Origin of the sequence: Streptomyces sp. Alt3 (assembly GCF_030719215.1) — a bacterium.
Classification (GTDB): Bacteria; Actinomycetota; Actinomycetes; order Streptomycetales; family Streptomycetaceae; genus Streptomyces; species Streptomyces glycanivorans.
On sequence record NZ_CP120984.1, the window covers coordinates 57550 to 77743 of the forward strand.

The 20194-nt window shown below is 72.0% G+C and carries 9 protein-coding genes and 1 pseudogene; 6 read left to right on the forward strand and 4 right to left on the reverse strand.

The window, feature by feature from the left end:
* Position 1 precedes the first annotated feature (1 nt).
* Positions 2-2152, reverse strand: a complete 2151-nt coding sequence (locus P8A20_RS37440; RefSeq protein ID WP_306105298.1) for a hypothetical protein — start codon at positions 2150-2152, stop codon at positions 2-4.
* A 128-nt stretch (positions 2153-2280) separates the two neighbouring features.
* On the opposite strand from P8A20_RS37440, the gene P8A20_RS37445 reads away from it, so the two are divergent.
* Both P8A20_RS37445 and P8A20_RS37450 read left to right on the forward strand, forming a co-directional pair.
* Positions 2281-4824 carry a CHAT domain-containing protein gene (locus P8A20_RS37445; RefSeq protein ID WP_306105299.1) on the forward strand — a complete coding sequence of 848 codons (2544 nt, stop codon included), beginning with the start codon at positions 2281-2283 and terminating at the stop codon, positions 4822-4824.
* A 141-nt stretch (positions 4825-4965) separates the two neighbouring features.
* Positions 4966-14394, forward strand: coding sequence for a hypothetical protein (locus P8A20_RS37450; RefSeq protein WP_306105300.1), 9429 nt, complete (start codon positions 4966-4968; stop codon positions 14392-14394).
* 206 nt (positions 14395-14600) lie between these two features.
* Here the strand turns inward: P8A20_RS37450 and P8A20_RS37455 are convergent.
* A pseudogene (locus tag P8A20_RS37455) lies at positions 14601-15044 on the reverse strand (transposase); the annotation flags it as partial.
* 1441 nt (positions 15045-16485) lie between these two features.
* On the opposite strand from P8A20_RS37455, the gene P8A20_RS37460 reads away from it, so the two are divergent.
* Together P8A20_RS37460 and P8A20_RS37465 are read left to right on the forward strand one after the other, a co-directional pair.
* Complete coding sequence (locus P8A20_RS37460) at positions 16486-17592, forward strand: site-specific integrase (protein ID WP_306105301.1); 1107 nt, start codon at positions 16486-16488, stop codon at positions 17590-17592.
* 198 nt (positions 17593-17790) lie between these two features.
* A complete protein-coding gene (locus tag P8A20_RS37465; RefSeq protein ID WP_306105302.1) occupies positions 17791-18144 on the forward strand; it encodes a hypothetical protein in 354 nt (117 codons plus the stop codon).
* Positions 18145-18293: 149 nt separating this feature from the next.
* On the opposite strand, the gene P8A20_RS37470 is transcribed toward P8A20_RS37465, so the two are convergent.
* Positions 18294-18884: a hypothetical protein gene (locus P8A20_RS37470; protein ID WP_306105303.1), complete on the reverse strand. Its 591-nt coding sequence runs from the start codon at positions 18882-18884 to the stop codon at positions 18294-18296.
* Between the two features lie 180 nt (positions 18885-19064).
* Between P8A20_RS37470 and P8A20_RS37475 the strand changes: the two genes are divergently transcribed.
* Positions 19065-19280, forward strand: a complete 216-nt coding sequence (locus tag P8A20_RS37475; RefSeq protein ID WP_306105304.1) for a hypothetical protein — start codon at positions 19065-19067, stop codon at positions 19278-19280.
* Positions 19281-19487: 207 nt separating this feature from the next.
* Entirely contained in the window at positions 19488-19868 is a 381-nt protein-coding gene (locus P8A20_RS37480; RefSeq protein WP_306105305.1) for a hypothetical protein, read from the forward strand.
* A 22-nt stretch (positions 19869-19890) separates the two neighbouring features.
* Here the strand turns inward: P8A20_RS37480 and P8A20_RS37485 are convergent, their stop codons facing one another.
* Positions 19891-20154, reverse strand: a complete 264-nt coding sequence (locus P8A20_RS37485) for a hypothetical protein (RefSeq protein WP_306105306.1) — start codon at positions 20152-20154, stop codon at positions 19891-19893.
* Positions 20155-20194 lie beyond the last annotated feature (40 nt).

The window sequence follows — 20194 nt, forward strand, 5'->3', positions numbered from 1 at the left end:
GTCAGGACACGTTGCGCAGGCGCAGCTCCGCGGAGCAGTAGGCGGTGTAGGCCAGCCCCAGCACGTTGTTCTTGCGCAGCATGGTCATGCGGACCTTGTGCAGGGCTGGCCCGACCGCTTCGCCAGCGAGGAGCCGCTCCCAGAAGCGCTCGCCGATCTCGTTGGCCATCCCCTGTTCGATCATGATCTCGGTGCCCACCACTCCAGCGGCGCTGAAGGCGGAGAAGGCTTCGACGAAGGTCAGCCAGGAGGCCGGGTCGGTGTCGAGGGTGTGACAGCCGTTGAGGAAGACGACGGGGGCCACCTCGTCGCCCTGCCGCCAGGGTGAGGAGTCCGCCCAGGCGGCGAGATCCCGCGGGGTGATCCGTTCTCCCTGACCGATCTCCAGCACGGTGGTGCTGGGGGGCTCGGCCAGGGGGTCGGGGCGGCGCCCGTGGCCGTAGAAGTAGACGCAGGCTCCCGAGGCGTCGATCAGCGCCTTGCGCAGTGTGTCGCTGCGGTTGCAGTCGTGGACGCCGCCGTGCAGGAAGTGGCCACGCAACACGGTGAGGTGATTGTCCATCAACTCTTGGTCGATCGTGAGGCTGCGAGCCACGGTCAGTGCCGGGGCCTCACCGTCACGGCCCGCCCACAGCTGCAGTCGGCGGCCGGGCGGGGCCGACGGCGGCTGCTCGATGAAGTGGCGATATCCCCAGAAGCCGAACGGACACAGGGTGTTGAGCCCGTGTCGGCTCTCCTCGGGGCAGGAACGTGCCGTGTCGTCGCGATGGACCTCCGCCCATCCGGCGGCGCAGCGCTCCAGGTCTCCCTGGTTGTCGAGGGGGATGTCGTAGAGCAGGCTCCAGGGGAAGGTGACGTTGCCGAGCTCCTGCTGGCAGACCTGGATCGCCGCGGGTGCCCTCAACACGCGTCGCAGCCCCTCCCGCTCGGGCCGACTGCGGGCGAGCAGGAGGAAGAGCTCCGCGCCCTGGTGGGCGAGCTTCGCCAGGTCGTCGTGGGCGGCGTCGGGCGTCTTGGCGTTGTTCTCGTCGATCAGATTCTCGAGGGAGTCGTCCTCGTGGTGGACCGCGTGGAGGCCGAACAGGACGTCACGGATGCGCTGGAGCGCGCCCCGCACCTGGTGCTCGGTCAGCCAGAAGCTGCTGACCGGCCCGTCCTGGGAGAGGACGTCGATCGTCATCGTCCCGCCGACGGGCCGGCCGACCCGGACCGCGGCGGTCCGCGCGGGCAGCGCCGCAAGCTGCGCGTACCCGGCCGTCAGGGTGTAGTCGACGCTCGCCGTGGTGTCGCCGTCGGGGCTCTCGTGGGCGCCGACGCGGGCGGTCAGGGAGACCGACTGCAGCTGGTTTCCGCGGTAGGACACGAACAGGCGCAGGCGGGCCGGGCCCGGCTCGTCGGGCGCGGTGAAGGGGATGTACAGGTGTTCGCCGCGGTGTACCGGTTCGCAGGTGTGGGGCGCGTGCTCGCGCGGCGGACAGGGACAGACCCAGCTGGGGCCGGTCCGCGGCAGGAAGACCGAGTGCCGTGCGGCGGGCAGGTCGAAGTCGTCGCTGAGGACGGTGATCTCCAGCCAGTCGCCCCGCCCGCCGTCGTCCGTGTGGCCGAGCATGCCGTCGGGGAACGGGCGGGCCTGCCGCGCCAGGAGACTCTGGTCGGCGAGCCGACCGATGTCCACTTGGAGTTCGTAGGTCCGGCCCGCGGCGAGGACGCGGTCGGCGGGGACGGTCTGCCGGGACAGGGGCCAGACGACGGAGAGGTTGAGGAAGCGGTCGGCGTCCGGTTCCGTCACCGAGTTCTGGTCCGTGGCCGGTTCGATGTCCCCCACCGAAATGTCGCCAAGAGGCGGGACGGTGACGCCGTCCGGGCGGCCGTCAGGCGGGGCCTGGGTGCCAGGGCCGCGCAGGCCGTCCTGCCGGGCCGCGCGGAACAGCTCCAGCACCAGTAGCGCCCCCGGATACTCCCCCAAGACCCCAAAGAACTCGTCGGTGAAGTCCTCGGCACCGAGGTCCGTGCGGTGCAGGAGGGCCTCCCACTTACGACGTGCCTCGTCCTCCAGTTCCGACCGGCGCCAGAACTCCGATGCCCGCAGCTCCCGCAGTTCGGCTTCGGACGGACAGCGCGGTGCGCCGGGGTACGGGCCGGTCTCGTGCACGGTGCCAGTCCTCTTCGCGGGTCGACGGGCGTCCATTGTGTGGCCGGTGCCCGCGCGGGCGCGATGGTTTCGCCGATTAGGGTGACGGTGAACGCGCCGTGCGACGAGGGAAGCGGGGGCCAGCAGCGGTGAGCGGAGCCCAGGACCTGACCATCAGGCTGTCGTGGACGGACGACCGCAAGGCGACCGCGGTCGTCGTCGACGCTGACGACCGTCCGCTGCACACCCCACAGCCCCGGGCTTTGGGCCCGAACACGGCAACGGCCTGGGACGAGCCGGTGCCGTCCGTGGTGGCGGAGATGCTGGCAAGGGCCCTGTTCCCTCCCTCCGTCCGCCGGATCGTCGCCGAACGGGCTCCGTACCTGGCTGGCGACGGTCATCTGCGGCTGCGGCTGGTCCTGCCCGGCGCCGGGGACGAGGGGCCGCGCCCGCTCGGCGCCCTGCGCTGGGAGTCGGTACGCGTCCCCTCTCCGACTGCCCCCGCCGTCGCCTGGGAGGACTGGGCGGCCGAGGCGGGGCCCCTGCCCGACGGGGGCCACGAGCTGGGCAGGCACCCGCGATTCACCCTCGTCCGCGAGGTACGGCCCGTGCGTCCGCTGCCCGCCATGGACAGACCCGGAAAGGGGCTGGTGCTCGTCGCCGACGCCACCTCCGTCCATGGCGACATCAGCACGCCGCAGCACGTGGAGAGAGTGCCGTCGCCCGAGAGCTGGAGGCGAGGAGACGCCGACCGGCAGTCCGTGACACGGGCGCTGAACGGGTCGTGGCTTTCGGCCCGTACCCTGCCCGCCCCCGCGACCGCCGAGGAGATGCAGCGGCAACTCGCCTCGGGGGCCGGAATCTTTTACTTCGGCGGACACCAGACGGCCGGGGGGCTCGTGGTGGGTGCCGAGGGCGGCATCGGCGCGGCCGAGTGGCTGGACGCCGGGACCGTGGCAGGCTGGCTGCGGACCGCGGGCGTCCGGCTCGCGGTCCTCATGGCCTGCGACTCTGCTGGGTCAGCAGACACCCCGGGCTCGGCCGTGTCCGCCGCCGAACGGCTCGTACGGGAAGGCGTGCCCCACGTCGTCGCCGTGCAGGGCAAGGTCAGCCATAGCAGGGCCGCGACCTTCGCGGGAGGCTTCTTCGATGCCCTGGCCCGGGGGTGTCCCATCGATGTCGCCCTGCGGGAGGGGGCGTTGCTTCTGGACGGTGAGGGGGCCGTGCCGGTCCTCTACACGCAGCGGCGCAGCGCGGACCTGACGGTCGGACTGCTTCCCGAGGCCGGGCGTCCGGTGCTCTCGTCCACCGCCCACCGCCTGCCCGTGGGCGACGGAGGCGGCCGACTACCCATGACGGACGAGCGGTTCCTCGTCCACCTCGACGCGTGCTGGTCCCTGAACGAGGCCCCCCTCCTGGACGTGCTCGCCGACCCGGCGGCTGTCGACCTCCCCAGGCTGCTCGACGCGGCCGAGAGCACGCTCCACGCCGCACGGCACGCGCAGTCCCTACCGCACGAAGGGCCGCGCGTCTGGTACGCCTGCGACGCGCCGGCGGGCCGGCTGCCCCGGACCGAGGGCGAGCTGCGCGGGGCCGTCTACCCGCGGTTCTGGGAGAGTCCCCGGGGCCGGGGGCGGGGTGTCGGACTCGTGGTCCGCTGTCCCGCCGCCACCGCGTTCACGATGGGCGAGGAGTTCCGTGAGGACCTGACGCGGCTGCACGACTTCGGCTGGGACCTGCGGGGCGTCGTGGTCCAGGTACACGGCCCGCGGGCGGACTTCGTGCAGCACGCGGCCGAGCGGGTGGCCCGTGTGCTGCTGCTGGGCGAGTACCTGGTGCGGGAGCAGTCCCGGCAGGGGGAGCGCTCGGACCCGCCCCCGGTGGCCATGCCGTCCGCGCTGGCGCCGCTCACCGGGCCCGGGCGGGCGGCGGGCGCGCTGCTGGAGCGGGTGCGGTCCGCGGACGGCGACCATGAGCCGGGCCCGGCACCCGTAGTCGACGCCCGTGCCGTCGTGGAGCAGCTCAACGCCGAGGACTCGTGGGGAGATCCGGCCAACGAGGCAACCGTGCTCCGTGCCGTGGGTCACTGGTGGCCAGTGCTGCACCGGCGGTTGCTGGCCGCGTACGCCGCCCTGCGCACCGGTCCCGCCCGCGCGTGGTCGCTGCGCTTGGCCGCCGCCCGTGACGGCGACCTGGAGCACTGGCTGAGAAGGGCCGGTAACGCGGTGCCGAACCCGGCTGACCTGCCGCTCCTCGACGGCCTGGCCGAACTCGCCGACTCGGTCGTCCTCGCCCTGGTGCGGGCTGGCCTGCGGGACACGGACGCCTTCGCGCAGTGGCGGGAGGAGGACCTGTCCCCCGCGGTCCTCGCCGCAGTGGCGGTGGCCGAGCGGGGACGGGTGACCGGCGTGGACCTGGAACGACCGGACACCGCGGTGGCGCTGGACCGTGCGGGGCTGATCGGCCCCGCCGATCTGCCGCTGCTCGACCCGGAAGGGCGGTACCCGGGGAGCTGGGCGCTCGTCACCCGCCATCCGCTCGACGAGCGGGCCGCGGCCTGGCTCAACGGCCTCGACCCCGTCCTGCGCCGCCTCGCCGGCCTGTCGCCCGCACCCGAGGCGTACGACCTGGAACTGGAGGAACAGGTGTCCGAGCGCCGCAGGGCGCTGCGTCCCCCACTGCCGGGTCACTGAGCCGGTAACGGATGCATGGGTATGGCACAAAACCGTCCCCAAGATGTCCGCCCGTCCATATCCTGACGACCACTAGCCGGCGTTCCGGCAACGGGGAGAGCGCGGGCAGTGCGGCCCGGCTCAGGACATTAAGGGGCGACGATGCTCGAACACTGGTATTTCACCGCCTCCTTGGGACTCCCCCCGCAGACCGCAGCGACGTTCCTGGACGTCGTCACGGCACTTGACGAGCCGGTCGGCAACGAACGGTCCGAGGAACTGGTGTCCTCGGCCATCGAGTGCCTCGGCCAGGCCGGCACGGGGACCGCGCTGTACGCACTGCCACACGTTCTCGCCGCCCAACGGCGGTTCTCCGGCGTCACCGAGGTCAACGCCCGTGCCGCGGCCCTCTACCGGGACATCGCGTCGGTCGCGCCCGAACAGCTGCGGACCCGTATCGGTGCCGCGCTGCGCGCTGCGGGCGGCTCGGAGGCCCATAGGGCGCTGGCGTCGCTGCGTGATCTACTGCCGGACGCCGGTGACGGCGCGGCCGAGGCGGACACCTCCGTCCCGCCGTATCACGACCTGGTGGAGCAACTCGCCCCCACCGTCGCCCTGGTCGTGGCCCGTTTCCTCGCCGGACGCGATCCGCAGGGCGTCGGGGAACTCCTGGAGCAGTCCCCGGCCGTCCTGGACGACGCGCTGGAGGGACGTCATGGCCGATACGCGCTGCTCCACGCGGCCGAGCTGTGCGCTCTGCTGAGACCGGACGGCGCGGAGGCGGCCCGCGAGGCTCTGGCCGTGGCCTCCCGGGGCGCCTTCGACATGGAGCCGGACCTGCTGGCCACCGCGGCCCGGGTCACGTTCGTCCTGCCCCCCGGGGGCCGGCGCCCGGAACCCGGCGCGACCGTGGCGGCCCTGGAGAGCGAGGCGCTGACCGGCGAGCTGCTCCTCGGCTGGCTCGGCCGGTGGCGGACCGGCGGCACCCTGCCGAAGGAACTCGACAACGACTCGCGGCGGCTGGCCTACGTACGCCTCGGCGGCGTGGGGCCCCTGCGCGATTCGGCCATGCCGTCGGTGCTGTGGCAGACAGCTCTGTGGTCGCGCGCGGCCGAGCAGGATCCCGCCGGGACGATCGAACGGCTCGCCCTGTGGTGGCAGACGCCCCAGGGCCCGCCTCGGCGTCCCGACGAACCCGCCCAACGCAATTTCGATCAGGGGCTGCTGACGGTCACGCTCCCCTACACGTCCTACGACGCCGTCCTGGTGCACGCACACCGGCTCCTGACCCTTCGCCCCCCGGAGACCCCGCGACCGCGGCTGATCTTCGAGCAGGGGCCCGCCGAGGCCACCCCGCGGGCCACGGCCGCGCGGCTGTGGTCCCCGTGGCTCGTCGCTCCCGCTCCGCCGGGTCCGGGCAAGCAGACGGGAGCCAAGGGCAGGGCGGCGGCCCCACCACCGCCTCCGGAGCTGCGCGACAACCAGCCGGAGCAACTGGTAAGGCTGCTCGGTGCCGGACTGCTCGCCGCCTCCCTCCTCGGAGGCACGGCGCACGACGAGGCGGCACCGCGCGAACCGGACGAAGTGGGGCCGCGGCGCGACCATCTGCTGCTGCTCCTCATCCACCTGCGGGACTGCCTGAACCGCGTGTTCAGACCCGTCATGGACGCCCTCGGCGAGGACATGCGGCTGGCCGGCGTCTATGCCGGTCACCTGTGCTCGCTCATCCTGCACGCCGAGGCGACCGCCGACCTGATCGGCAAGGGCGTACGCCCGACGGTCCACCCCTCCGAGATCGTGCGGGTGGTCGCCGCACTCCCTCAGTACCAGCAGGACACCCACCACCCGCCCCTGCCCGAGTGGGGCGCGCGCAACGTCGCCCTGCACTGGGTGCAGGAGTCGTCGTCGGGCGGAACCGGGCCGCACCGCACGGAGGCGGGCGGCCGCTGGTTCGCGGGCGACCCGCCACCGGCCGACGGCCTGTTGTCTCTGATCGGCGAGCGGGAGCGCAACGCCTACACCGGCACCGCGGTCCGGGCGGCCCAGCTGAGCCGCGACCTCCACACGCACCGGCGGGGCGCGGCCCTGCGCTGGGACTGGAGGCCGGAGAGCGGCCTCGTGTTCCCTGCGGAGCTGACTCGGGGCCGACCGCCGGTGCTGACCCCGGGGGGTCTGGTGCTCAGCGGCCCCCTCGACGTGGACCGCGACTCCTTCTCCGTCGAGGAATGGCGGGACATGGCGGGCGGGCTCGGTGAGCTGCTGGCCCAGAACGACACCCACGCCATCGTCCCCGTGACGCTGGACACGCTCCGGCTGGCGGCACTGCTGGAGCGGCCCGAACTCGGTGACCAGGGAGCGCACGAGGACTGGGTGAACGCCTGGAGCGGCCGCATCCGCTCCCTCAACTCGCCTACACACCTCCCCCGTTACGTACGGGCCCGGATGTTCGACATGTTCGGAGCGCAGGTGGAGGGAGCGGGGTCGCAGGAGCGCCTGCTCAAGGTCCTGGAACACGTCGTGGACGTCATCGTCGACCTGAGCGGCGGAGCGCAGTTCTACTACGACCGGCTCTTCGAGGCGCTGTCCGTCCGGGCGCTACCGACTGAGATGGCCAACCGCCTGCGAGTCCGCGCGCTGCGGGCGCTATACCACAAGTGGGGCGGCAACCCGCCCGTGATGGTGCGCGACAACCCATTCGCCACGTACGTCAGCCGCGTCTCCGGCAGGGGGACGGAGACGGCGCTCGTCCGGTTCCTGCGGGCGACCGCGTCCGTGGAGCTGCGAGGGCAGGGCATGCCGCTCGCAGGGGCGCTGTCCGGCCTGTGGGCGAGCACCCAGCGGCCGACCCCGTTCGCGGCGGTGCGCGAGGCGACTGGGCAGGTCACCGCGGACGCCCGGTTCGTCATGGCCGCGACCGTGGACCGGCGCACCGGCGAAACCGTCCTGTACCCGCGCAGCGAGGATCCGCAGGCGGCGTTGCAGCGGTCCGCTCGGCCCTTCGTGCACGACGCCTTCCGTGCGGCGCCCGACGCGGAGCGTCCCGCCGCCGGGTCGCTCGTACTGGGGGTCGTCTGCTCGGTGCCGCGCACCGGCGACCGGACGTCCTCGCTCTGGGTCAACTGCGGTCTCGCCCGCCCCGTCGAGTGCCGCGTCGAGCCGTACGACCAGCGGCGATGGCGTATCGGCAGCACCGTGGCGGTCAGGCTGGACGACGCCGGGGGTGGGGCGAGCGTCCTGCCGCTCGCCCCGCTGCCCCCGGAGGACGGCGAGGTGCGCCCGGCGAAACTCGGCCGGATGGACCGTTTCCCGTGGCTGACCCTGCGCGTGGACGGCATCGGTGCGGACTGCTACCCCAAGGACGCCTCCGACAAGGGGATCGCCGCGCGTCACCGCTGGGACCCCGACCTCGCGCGCGCCTTCCGGGCCGGGGAGGCGGACGCGCCCCGGGAGGACACCCTGGCCCGCTGGCATTCGGGGATGCGGCAGTGGCTGCCGCTCGACGCCGGCCTTCCCGAACTCGCCGTCGCCGCCGGCACGCCCGGACCGGAGGGCGTCACCCCGGTCCGGCTGGTGCTCGCCGGCGCCGCTACGGAACGCTCCGGCTTCGGCGCGGCGTGGCGGTTCGTCACCGCACCCGGCCACGCGTACGTCCTGGGCCCGGCGGCCTGGGAGCCGGAGGACTGGTCCCGGCTCGACGAGGCGTGTCTGGCGGATCCGCCCGGTCTTATCGTGCACGCCGAGTTCCGGGACGGCGAGAGCAGGCTGCGCCTGTCCGCCGAACGGGCCTTCGACCGCCACAACGCCCTGTGGCTGTCTGTGTTCGACCGGCCGTCCGGGACGGCGGGCAACGCCGGAGACGACGACCAGGTCCGCGAGCGGAACACGCACGAGGAGGCGTTCCTGCGCACCGACGCCGTGGGGCAGCCACAGTGGCAGATCGATGTGCCCGACATCGAGGGGTTCCCGCGCTCGGTCGCGGCCGCGTTCACGGGCACCGTCGGGCACCGGACGCGCCTGCTGTGCAGTGTCGACTCGTGGGGCGACGTCGGGGCCCGCAAGGCCGAGGCGACTGTCCAGCCGTTCCAGGAGCGGGGCATCACGGAGGCCAAGCCGACGCCCGAGCAGTACGCCGAGTACGCCCGGCTGCCCGTGAACACAGTCGTCGAACTCGAGTGGGCCGAGCGCAAGGCGGCCGACGGCCAGAACCGCGCAACCACCACGGACGGGCTGCGCGGCCTGATCACCACGGACTCACTGACCCTGACCGGTGACTTCCCGTCCCTGTCGAGGACCGCGCAGCGCTGGGCAGTCGTGGTGTCGGACTCCGTCGGCCAGGCGTTCCCCGCACCGCGACGGCCCAGTGCCGTCCCGCTTCCCGCGGCCCGGCTGCCCGAGCTGTGCAGGCCCCCGGCCGACGGGGGCCTGCTGCCGCACCGGCCGTCGCTCACCGGCATGGTGGTGGCTCGCATCCAGGTGCAGGGCGCCGACCGGTTCAGTCTGCTGCGGGTCTGGTTCCACCTGGGGACGCGGGTCGTGGTCGCGGAGCTGCCTGCCGAGTGCTTCGACGTCGAGAACCCCTCGGTGGGCGACCACCTGACGGGCACACCCACCTCCGAGGGCTGGATGTTCTCGGTGCACCGCCGCAAGCTCCACCTCCAGGCCCTGTGGGAGTGGGCGGAGCGGCCAGGGGACGACTGGAAGCAGCTGGGGCAGCTGCGCGGCACCGAGGATGAGCCCCGCTTCCTCTTCCAGCACCCCCGGCTGGCGCGGCTGGCCGCCGGACCTGCCTGCTCCGATCCGGAACCGGCCGGCCGGGCCAACGCGCGGCGCGCGGACAATTGGCAGCGCGGCAACACGGTCCGGGTCGTCGTGCAACACGGCACCACCCATCTCGTGGGCACGGTCACCGGAGGGGAGCTGGGCAAGGAGTTCCAGCCCATGCACCTGGAACAAACCGTGCTGGACGTGTGGGACATCGGCGACGAGGCACGGCGCCGCGGCCCGGAGCTGCCCGGCGCGACCCGTTTCGTGCGTGTGTCCCGGGAGTTCGATCTCTCGCCCGCCGCGCAGACGCGCAGGCACCGCGCGCAGGCCGCCCAGCAGGTCCACGACCCGGTCGCCGAGTGGCACCGGCTGCTGTGCGAGCCCGGCCTCGTCTTCACCGGCGGGCTCGACTCCGAGAACCGGCTGGTGCTGCGCGGCTACCGGGCGCCGGACGCCGCGGGCGTGTACCAGCCGTGGCTGGAGCCGCTGGACGAGCCGCGGGCACTGGTCGCCGGACGGAACTACTCCACGGACCGGGTCAGGGCGGTCCCAGTGCAGCACGCCTCGGGCTACCGCGCGTCGTTCCTGCGCGCTCCGGCGCTGACCGTCGCCGAGTTCATGGCGGAGATCGTCCCGTACGGCTCGGCGGACGGCCACCGCCAGGTGTTCCGCACCGAGCGCAACACCCTGGGCAAGCCGCACTACGTCGGGGTCGAGGAGACCGATGACGGCATCGCGCACCGCTTCGAGTTCGGCCTCGGCTGGTTCGTGGACATCCCCGCCGGGGCGCTGACCGTCGGCGGCGACCCCGTGGACCCCGACGGGCTCACCCTCTTCCACGGCGATCCCGTGGACGCGATGGCCTTCACCGCGGACGAGACCGGCGAGGTGCCCGGCGGAATCGCCGTCGCCATCGAACTGGCCGACATTCACAAGGGCATCGAGTACCAGATCCACTGGGAGGCCACCACGGCCCACGTCGTCCATCTGCTGGACGTCGCGGTGGACCGGGCGCGGCAACGGGTAACTGTTCTGCGCGCGCTGACCCGCAGCCGCGAACTGGGCCTGGGCCGGGAGGACTTCCACGCGGAGAAGCAGCCGGTCAGCGCCCGGCTCGACGAGGCCGACGTACAGGCCCTGCTCTCCGCCCACGACGTGGACTCTCCGCGCCGGCTGATCCTCGGCCGACTGCAGCCCGAGCAGCAGGGGCGCCGGCGGCGGGCGCTGCGCTTCGCCGCCGTCCTGCCCCGCGCCGCGGCCACCGACGCGGAGTCGGCGCTGCGCGACGGCGACCGGCTGTACCTGGAGGCGGGGCCGATCGTGGAAACCCGCAACGACCACCTGCTGCGCTTCGCCCTCCCGCCCGAACTGCGCCAGGACGACGAGCCGTTCGCCGTGCTGGTGCCGCGGCGGGAGTTCTCCCACCGGGAGAGCTGCCTGCGGCGGGCCGCAAAGACGGAGGGCCTCGGCGCGTATGAGGGGCGGGCACGGATGCTCGTCCAACTGAGCCGGACGGGCCGGGGCTCCGCCGCTCCCGCCAACCAGTGGCACGGCTCGACCAAGTCGCCGCCGCCCCGCAGCACGGCGACGCTGCGCAGTTACCTCGCCCGCAGGGTGGAGGGTTGCTTCGGAGTCGTGGACGGCTCCGGGCAGCACGTCGAGCTGCGTCCGGGCGTGCTCTTTGCCACGGCCGGGATGACGGGGGCCGAGGGGATCGCACCGGGCTCCGTGGTCCGGCTGAGCCGGGACGAGGCCGACGGGGTCACGATCCACCAGGCGATCCCGGCGGACATCACCTACCTCGACGACACGCCCCGCCCGATGGTCGTCTTCCCCAAGGACCGGCTGAAGAAGGCGGAGGACATCCGCGACGCGGACGCCCACGGGCGCTTCACCGTGGCGGGCCTGCCCGGCCTCAGCGCCACCGCGCGTCGGGGCACCGGCGCCGGGTTGCTGCGTACCGAGCATCCGAAGATCGCCGGCGTTGTCCGCCGGAGCGGCCCGAACGGCGCGGTGCAGGCGCAGCTCGTCCCCGCCCCGTACCCCCGGGCCGGCATCCTCGCGTTCGACCCCGACGACGCCGTCGCGGGCGTACGGGTGCTGGACAGCGGCACGCCCGCGGACGACGGCGGGGACGGGCGTCCCGTCGCCTGGGCGCAGCTGTCATACCTGGACGGGTCGGCCCGGCAGATCGCCACCGCGTGCGAGGAATGGGGCTGGCACTACCACGACTCGTGGACGCGGACCTGGCCCGCGGACGGTGGCGAGCCGCGGATGCGGCGGCTCGGCAGACTGGCCCGCTCGGTGGACGAGCCGGTGTTCTTCTCAAAGAACCGCACCGGCTGGACGCTGCGGTACGAGCTGTCGGCGCTGCGCCGCTGCGGATTCCCCGCCACCGAACTGCTGGAGGAGACCTTCCAGGAACGGCCCGGCGCCCGCCGGGTGCACTGGGTGGTGGCCCGGGCGGACGAAGGCAGCGTCTGGCTGGAGCTCGCGCCAGGACGCGTCGCCGAGGTCCGCGGCGAACTCGTCCGGTTCGCCGACGGGCACTCGCTCGCCGACCTGGACTGGTCCCTGTTCGCGCCGGGTGACCTGCTGTACGGGCGAGTGGAGGGCGGTGTGAACGAGTGCGGGCACCTGGTGCTGGAGGACTGGAGGCCGGGACTGCGCGGCGCCTTTCTACCGGCCCGCCCGGGGCAGAGAGGCGGCCGTCCGCGCCGGGTACTGATGCCGGTATCCCACATCGACGAGACGGGCGGCACCCTATATCTGGGTGAGGGCGAGGCCACGCTCCCGTACGCTGCAGAGCGGACGCTGCTGGCCCGGCATGCCCCGCACAGCCGCGTGTGGCTGGACGAGACCAACGCCCTGACCGCCCTCGACGACTCCCTGGTGTCCCGGGACGACGTCGTCCTCCTCGCAGCCGACGCGGCGCAGGGCGGTCTGCGCGTGGTGGGCCTGCCGCAGGCCCGGGTGGAGCTCGCCGCGTGGTCCCCACGGGACTGGTTCCGCACCGAGTGGCTGCGAGACGACCTAGCGGCGGGCGGCAGTGCGGTGCTCGGTGCGCTGGGCGCACTGCCGGTGACCGTGGACGAGGTCACGCACGATCCGCAGCCGGTGATCACCGTGTCGCGCCGGCTGCAGCCCGGCGGTGTCTGGCCGCACGGCACCGTCCTCGCCCGGCCGGTCGTCCACCTGGGCAACGGCCAGCTGGCGATGCGGACCGGATCCGCGCTCGTACGGGTGCACGTGGAACGGCTGCTGCCCGGGCTGCCCACCGAGGCCGTGACGGCCACGGCGGACGCGCTGGTCGCCGCGCGGCGCCTGCTGCGGCTGCACTGGGACGCGGCGACCCGGACGTTGACAAGCGGACTGCCCGGTGACCGCGGCGGGCAGGGCGAGACCGTGGTACGCGCGCTGCATGCGGTGGACTCCCCCGACGGTGACTGCCTCGGCGTGCTGTGCCAGGACACGCAGACCCAGGCACTGTGCTGGCTGCCCGCACAGGACGCCGCCTGGGCGGCCGGGGTCCCCGGCGACCTGCTGCTCAGCCATCTGCGCAAGGCCCGCCGACTCACCGTCCTGCGCCGGGGCAGGTGCATGGTCAGCCTCGTCCACCATCCGTTGATCGCCCGCGAGTACGAGAACCTGGCCGCAGGACAGCTGCTGCGCGTGACCAGGGTCGGTGAGCTGGAGGCGCCGTCCGGCCGCCGCTCCCACCGCACGCTGCTGGTGTCCGTGGAGCCGCTCGGTGTCCTGGCGGTGTTCAGCGCCGGCGGCACGGCGCAACTGCCCCCCGAGGGCGTGATGGCCGAGGTATCCCGGCTCAGCCGGGTCGAGGGCCGGGGCACCCTGCATCTGGTCGAGCCCGGTTCCCGGCGTACGGTGGCGGACCTGCCGGACTGGCTGTGCCGCGCCCTGGGCAGGCTGCACGTCCGGTCCTTCGCGGCCCCTGCGGGGCCCGTGGAGGACTTGGTGCCGGAGTGGTTCACAAAGTACCGAGACTGCTACCGCGCGGGGCGTGAGGGTGGGGAGCGTCCCACGGGGCGCTCGACCGGCCGGGCGATGCTGTGGGCGCTCGGGGCGCTGGAACGGGCGTCGGGCGAGGACGTCGTGGCCGCGCAGCGTACGGCCGCGACGGCGCTCGCCGACTGGCTCTGCTCAGAGCACGGGCAGACTGTCGTGCTCCAGCGGGACGTGCAGATCGACCTCGCTCCCCTGCTGGCCGCCTGCCGTCTGGGCAGCCTGCTCCCGCAGCGCGTCGCGGAGCTGACCAGTGGCTGGCATGCCTTCCTGCTGCTGCGGCTCGGGGACCGGGCGGTCAGTTCACTGCACACGGAGGCGCTCGTCACCCAGTGGCTCACCCGGCCGGAACGCCATGTCCTCGACGGCGATTGGCGCAGGCTGCGGACCGTGTCCGTGGCCAAGTACATGACCGCCGGTCAGGTCAGTTCGGTCGACGACTTCGGACGTGCCGTCACGGGCCGCCCGACGGATGCGGAGAGCGAGGCAGCGCCGCTTGCCCGGGGGCTGCTGGCCGCGGTGGGGCGGCTCCCGTCGGCGGCGCACCTGCACCGGGACGCGCCGCTGCTGAGCCGGCTGGCGGCGGTCGGCAGGAGCCTGCGTCCCGCGGAGGACGCCGCAGTCCCCCCGTGGCCCCCGCTGCGGGCGCAGAACGGCGAGGTGGACATCGTGTGCCGGAAGGTACTGCCGTCCGGTGCTCCGCTGACCCTGCTGCCGGCCTTCGAACCGCTGACGACTACGGCCGAGCGCTACGGTTCCGTGCTCCTGCAGCGGGCAGAGGCGCGGCGTACGCGCGACGAGTGAGCCAGGTGCGCCGCGCCGCTTCCCCGCGGTGCGGCGCGCGATGGCGGGTCGCCGGTCAGACCGGAATACGGACCGTCCAGGACTCGGCGTCCTAGTAGGGCACGGTCAGGTTCGTAGGGGTGTGGGTATGTCGCGGTGGCAGGTGGGGCAGGCGCCGGTCCAGGTGGCGAGGAGTGTCTGCAGGTTCCGGACGACTTGGTAGAGGCTCAGGCTGGCGCCGGATCTTTTGGGTTTCGCGTCAGTCGTTGCAGGGTGCAGAAGGCATGGGCGGCGGAGACGAGGGTGACGTGGTGGTGCCAGCCGCTCCAGGTGCGGCCCTCGAAGTGGGCCAGGCCCAGGGCCTGTTTCATCTCCCGGTAGTCGTGTTCGACGCGCCAGCGGAGCTTGGCCAGCCACACCAGCGTGGCCAGCGGCATGCCCGAGGGCAGGTTCGACAGCCAGAACTGCACCGGCTCGCTCTCACCGGCGGGCCATTCGGTCAGCAGCCACCGCTCGGGAAGCTCCGGACCGTCCGTGGCCTGGCGGATCTCGCGCCCGGCCGGGCGGATACGCAGGGCGACGAAACGCGAGTACATGCGCTTCAGCCCGCTGCGGCCGGTGCCCGGCCGAGAACCTTCCCGCCAGGACACCGGCCGGGCCGCCTGCCGACCGACGGCAATGACCAGCTCCTTCCCGAGCCGGACACGGTGCTGCTGACGCCCGCGGAGTTCCAGCGAGCAGCGGAGAACTCCCCAGGCGAGGGCCACCTCGCGGCGGCTGCCCGGAAACCGGGAGGCGATCGACCGGCCCACCCCGGATGTGCGTGTCAGGCCAGCCAGCTGGTCCCACGAGCAGTCCAGGGCCTGCGCAACGCTCGCGGCGTTGCGCTGCAGGTCCTCGCGGAGGTGGGTGACGGCTGACCGGACCAGCGCTGTGGCGTCCGGGTCCGCCGGGGCCGGGCCAGGGCTGTACACGGTGACATGCTCTGCGGCGAGCTCGCTCACGCGCAGGGCTCCGATTAACGGTTGGATTTGCTCCAATTCGACTCCCGGGCACCACACCGCACGTTCCCGGCCCAGCGCCTCGGCTACCAACGGGTCTTCGACGGCGTACACGGGCCGCTGCTGGTCATCTGTCAGCCGCAGTACGTTCGGGCCGCTGCTCCCCGCCGCGCCGATGGCCGCGAGCCGCCGGATCACGGCCACCGCGTCCGCGTCGGTCAGCAGCGCCTCCCGCTTACGGAGCCATGTCCTCACCGACCGCGCCTCGTCGGTGTCGGCGAGGAATGCCGGATGGATTTCCCGGGAGAATCCGAGACTGGCGCCGAGGCCCCGCGGGGCGTCGGTGCAAGGTGAGCGAGAAGCAGGCTGCGGCCACCGCGTCCAAGTACGCAGGTGGAGCGAAGACAGCCGCCGGCAACTTGCTGGCTATCCGGCGTGAAGGCGAATGGCGAGCCCAGTGGGTCATCCCTGTGTCGTCCGGGACCGACTCCTACCCGGTCTACGTCGACGCCGAGACGGGGAAAGTGGATGAAAGGGCATCACCCGTCCAGGGTCTGCCCACCGCACCCAACTGAGCCACCACTATCCCGGCTTGCCTGACGGCGGCCCTGTTAGGCCTGACAGCTCCAACAGGTCTGACAGTGCCTCCCTCTCGTGTGCTGCCTGCAGAAGGCTGGGCATGGGCCGCGCCGCCGTGGTGACCCGCGCGTACGGCGAACAGCGCTGTACATACCGGCTTCCGGCCCGGGTCACAGACCGATTCCGACGAGCGGACTGTTCTTCACACGGTCGACGTCGTCCATGTACCGGGCGAGAACGCGGGAGCCGTCGGCCCATCCGCCCGCGCGGGCGATCTCGAGCGGGTCGTGTCCGGCGGCGGTGGCGACCCCGCGGCGAAGGGAGTGCCCGGACCGAAGGGCCCGAGCAGGTGTTCTGGAACGCCGTCGTGTGGAGCCTCGTCGACTGCCTGGGACATGCCGATGCGGGCAGAGAAGCGGGGGCGGGGTGCGGTGGTCATGCCGGAGAGGGCACCGGTGAACCGCCTTGGATAAGATGCGATATCCGAGGCGGTAAAACGGACATGACCGCCCGTCAAGGAGAGGCTCGCCGGATGACCGCGGAACTGCAGCACACCGGTGTCGTCGAGGCCGAGCTGCCGCCGACCGGCGTAGCGGAGACCGCCGGGGACGTCGAGGCGTACGACCGCGCGACCGCTGCCGTGCTCGCCGCGCTCGACCAGGGCGCCGAGGAGCACCTGGCGGACTCCCGGCCGCACAAGACCCGCGCCTCCTACGCCCGCGACTGGGAGCTCTGGGCCGAGTTCCACCGCTGGCTCGCCGGACGGACCGGCCACACGCTGCCGCTGACCGCCGTCACCAAGGGCACTCTGGTCGCCTTCGTCGTCTGGCTGGACGAGATGAAGAAGGCCGCGCCCTCCACCATCGACCGCCGCATCACCGGCGTCACTGTCACTGCCCGCCGGCACGGCACCGAGGTCCCCAAGCAGGCGACGAAGGCCGCCCGGGAGGCGCTCAAGCCGATGAAGCTCGACCCGGTACGGACCGCGCGCGGCCGCGGCAAGGCGATCGCGGCGACCCCGGCGCACCTGAAGGCGATGAACACCGCGCCCGCGGTCCGCCCGCAGCCCGAGACCGGCCGCCGGCGCGGCACCCAGGAGCTGCCCGAGCTCGCCCGGCTCCGCGACCGGGCGCTGGCGACGCTGGCGTTCGGCATCGCCGGGCGCTCCGAGGAGGTCTCCTCCCTCGACACGGAGGGCATCACCCAGGTCGCCGAAGGACTTGAGGTGCACGTCCCCTCCGTCAAGGGCCGCCCGCCCCGCGACGTCGCGGTCGCCTACGGCGAGAACCCCGACACCTGCCCGGTCCGCTGCTGGCAGGCCTGGAAGGAAGCAGCCGACCTCACCGCGGGGCCCGCCTTCCTTCCCGTCGACCAGAAGGGCCGCCTCGGATCTCGGCGGCTCGGACCCGACGGCTGCCGCCTGGCCATCACCCGGGCCGCCCAGCGCGCCGGCCTGGACGTCAAGCTCACCGGGCACTCCGCACGCCGCGGCCTGGTCACCACCGGCCGCAAGCGCGGCAAGCGCGCCGAGAAGCTCCGCAAGCAGGGCGGCTGGGCCGCCAACAGCCCGGTCTTCTGGGAGTACGTCGACGAGGGCGAACGCTGGGAGGACACCGCGACCGAAGGCATCGGCCTGTAACCGGAGGGGAGAGGGGCCCCTGGGCGACCAGCACCCAAGGGCCCGGCTTCACCTGTGCTGGATCCACCAGATCACTGCAGAAACAGCGAACGCGCCCAGGGAGCTGCCCGCCCCCTGGCGGCGCCGTGGCTGGCGGAGTTGATCAGCGAACGGAACATCCGGCGCTGAGCTCGCTTGGAAATTCTGGCCCGGAGGCCCATGCGCCACGTCTTCCCCTGGGTGTACTGGGTCGACGGCAGCCGTGATGGGCAGGGGCTCATCGACTCAACGGGGCTGGAAGACAGCCGGTGGCTGCTCTTCGGGGAGCTGAACCGCAAAGTCACCAGCTACCTGGCTGGCAACTGCCTTCCCGAGAGGAGAAACATCTCCCGCATCGTCATAGCTTGTCTTGAGGCTCGAGGGTTCGAACTTGACCTTGACGGCCCGGATGATGACGAGGGCTGGGACTTGGTGTTCGACACAACGGAAGACCTCGAAGAGCTGGTCGCTGAAGCCCGTGTCGCCCGAGCTCGGGAACGACGGAAGGCGCGCAGAGGGAGGGTGAAATCTTGATCTACCCCCTTCCAGTCGCCGACACCACCGCAGTGTCTTCTGGGAGTACGTCGACGAGGGCGAGACTGGGAGGACGCCGCGACCGAGGGCATCAGCCTGTAAGGATCTCGGGCGAAGGCGACCGATTGCGCCTCTGGACGGCAATGGACTCACACCAAGAGCGTGACGATGGCGTGCCTGCAGGCGAAGAGCAAATCTTCCTGGTCGAACAGGGACCACGTCCTCGTGGGGAACAGGTTCCGCAGCCGCCCGGTAGTCACTCTCTCAACGTCCAGGATGTTGGGCACAGATCGCTGTACCGAAACGGGCAAGAGCTCTGCGGTGGCCAGGACTGGCATTTGACTGTCAGGGACATCGCCTGTGCCCGCTTCTGAGCTCATCTCCTCCGGCCGGGTGCGTTCCCGGTCTTCCAGGTCGGCGAGGAACCAAAGGTTGTCGAAGATGTTGCCGACCTGGTCGATCGCCTCCTCCTCAACATTGCGGACCTGCCGAGCAAGCTCCACGGCAAGCGCGTCGACAAGGTCCACTCGCGGCAACCTGACGCTGGAGAAGGCATTGTGGATGGTGGCTCGCGAGGCACGCCGCACGCCGTTCCCCTCCAGCGCCGTCTCGAGTGACGACAGCGATGGGTAGCGCGCGTAGGCATGCAACTGGTGGAGGGCCTCGTTCAGCGCCTGATGCGCCTCCCCCGTCAGCACCGGCTTCCTCAACCGTCCGGCACGAGCCATGGCCTCTCCCATGTCCAAAAGCGTCCAACTACATCTCAACGTAGAGGACAACTACCAGGTTCAGCAGAGGGTTTCAGCAGGTGTATCGCTTCGGCGGAACACCCGGTCGTCGGGCTGAGGCTCCTTCCACCGAAGGTTGAGGACCTCCATGGCCTCGCCTGCACACCTCGTGGAAAAGGGAATCCCCAGGCCATGCTTGCTTTGATCTGCCTTGCCCTCGTTGTCCTGGCGTTGCTGTTGTGGCGCGCCATGGACAAGCTCAAGGAGGACGACGTCGCATCGGTTGTCCGGTTCGCACTCGCCGCGGTCGTGATCCTCGTACTTACCTATGTGGCCATGCGCCTTGCGCCGCCCGAGGAGATGGCTGGCATCCTGCGCCAGGCGCTTGGGTTCCTCATCAAGAGCTGATGCCGGGGAGTGCTGGACTCCGACTCGGAGACAGGCTCGCATAGCAGGTGTCAAGGCGGTCCCGCCCACATGGGCGAGGCCGCCTTCGACTGATTCCGCCCCCCTGGGCCACTGGATCGCGTATGAGGCGATGCGACTGTTCCACTGCGGCCTAGGGCAGGGTTCACCAGTCGCCGGACGGTTCGGCGCGAGAGAGGAAGAAACCTGATGAGCCAAGATCTGAACGCGGAGCTGTCTCGCATCTACGAGCGCTGTCTCGAGCAGGTGCGCACGATCGCCGCGCTCGACCCGACCAAGCCAGTCGTGGAATGGGACCGGTACACCTGCACGTCCGCCAACGAGTTCGCGTCGGACGTCGAGATGGCGTGGATGGGGGCTCACCCCGAGCACAAGACGCGGGACACCTACTCGGCGATCATGGGCGGCGTCCCTGTCGAGCGTGAAAGCGTCTCCGGGGACTCGCCTACGCGATACATCACGTACGGGCTGACGTCCTTCGCTCGTGTCCTGCAGTGCATCGAGGCCATGCGCGCCAGCCGATTCGACCCGCACGTGTCAGGCGGCATCATCCGAGATGACGAGGACTGAGCCATTGCCTCCACCGCAGTGGTCAGGGCACGTCACCTTCCCAGACCCAGGGGCCGTCAGGGCGGCTGAACGTCGGCCCGTACGAGGTTCTCCCACCGGGTCCGTAGGCGCTGTGAGGGGTGATCAGGTGCGCGCCGGTGGTGATCTCCTCATCCGTCCAGCCGGTTACCTCGATCAGCTGTCCGTCCAGCGGTCCGCCGACTAGTTCGCGGTAGGTGTGGCCGGGCTGTGGCCCGGTCGCCGGCGCGTCGTGCTCGGTGCCCAACACCCCTGGTGCCTGTGTCATGCGGCCAGTCTGGCGCAACGCAGGTGCCGCACGGGATCTT

What these genes read in the sequence shown, in the direction of transcription:
- P8A20_RS37450 (WP_306105300.1), top strand. Translation starts at nt 4,966, where the DNA reads ATGCTCGAACACTGGTATTTCACCGCCTCCTTGGGACTCCCCCCGCAG.
- P8A20_RS37460 (WP_306105301.1), top strand. Translation starts at nt 16,486, where the DNA reads ATGACCGCGGAACTGCAGCACACCGGTGTCGTCGAGGCCGAGCTGCCG.
- P8A20_RS37465 (WP_306105302.1), top strand. Translation starts at nt 17,791, where the DNA reads ATGCGCCACGTCTTCCCCTGGGTGTACTGGGTCGACGGCAGCCGTGAT.
- P8A20_RS37470 (WP_306105303.1), bottom strand. Translation starts at nt 18,884, where the DNA reads ATGGGAGAGGCCATGGCTCGTGCCGGACGGTTGAGGAAGCCGGTGCTG.
- P8A20_RS37475 (WP_306105304.1), top strand. Translation starts at nt 19,065, where the DNA reads ATGCTTGCTTTGATCTGCCTTGCCCTCGTTGTCCTGGCGTTGCTGTTG.
- P8A20_RS37480 (WP_306105305.1), top strand. Translation starts at nt 19,488, where the DNA reads ATGAGCCAAGATCTGAACGCGGAGCTGTCTCGCATCTACGAGCGCTGT.
- P8A20_RS37485 (WP_306105306.1), bottom strand. Translation starts at nt 20,154, where the DNA reads ATGACACAGGCACCAGGGGTGTTGGGCACCGAGCACGACGCGCCGGCG.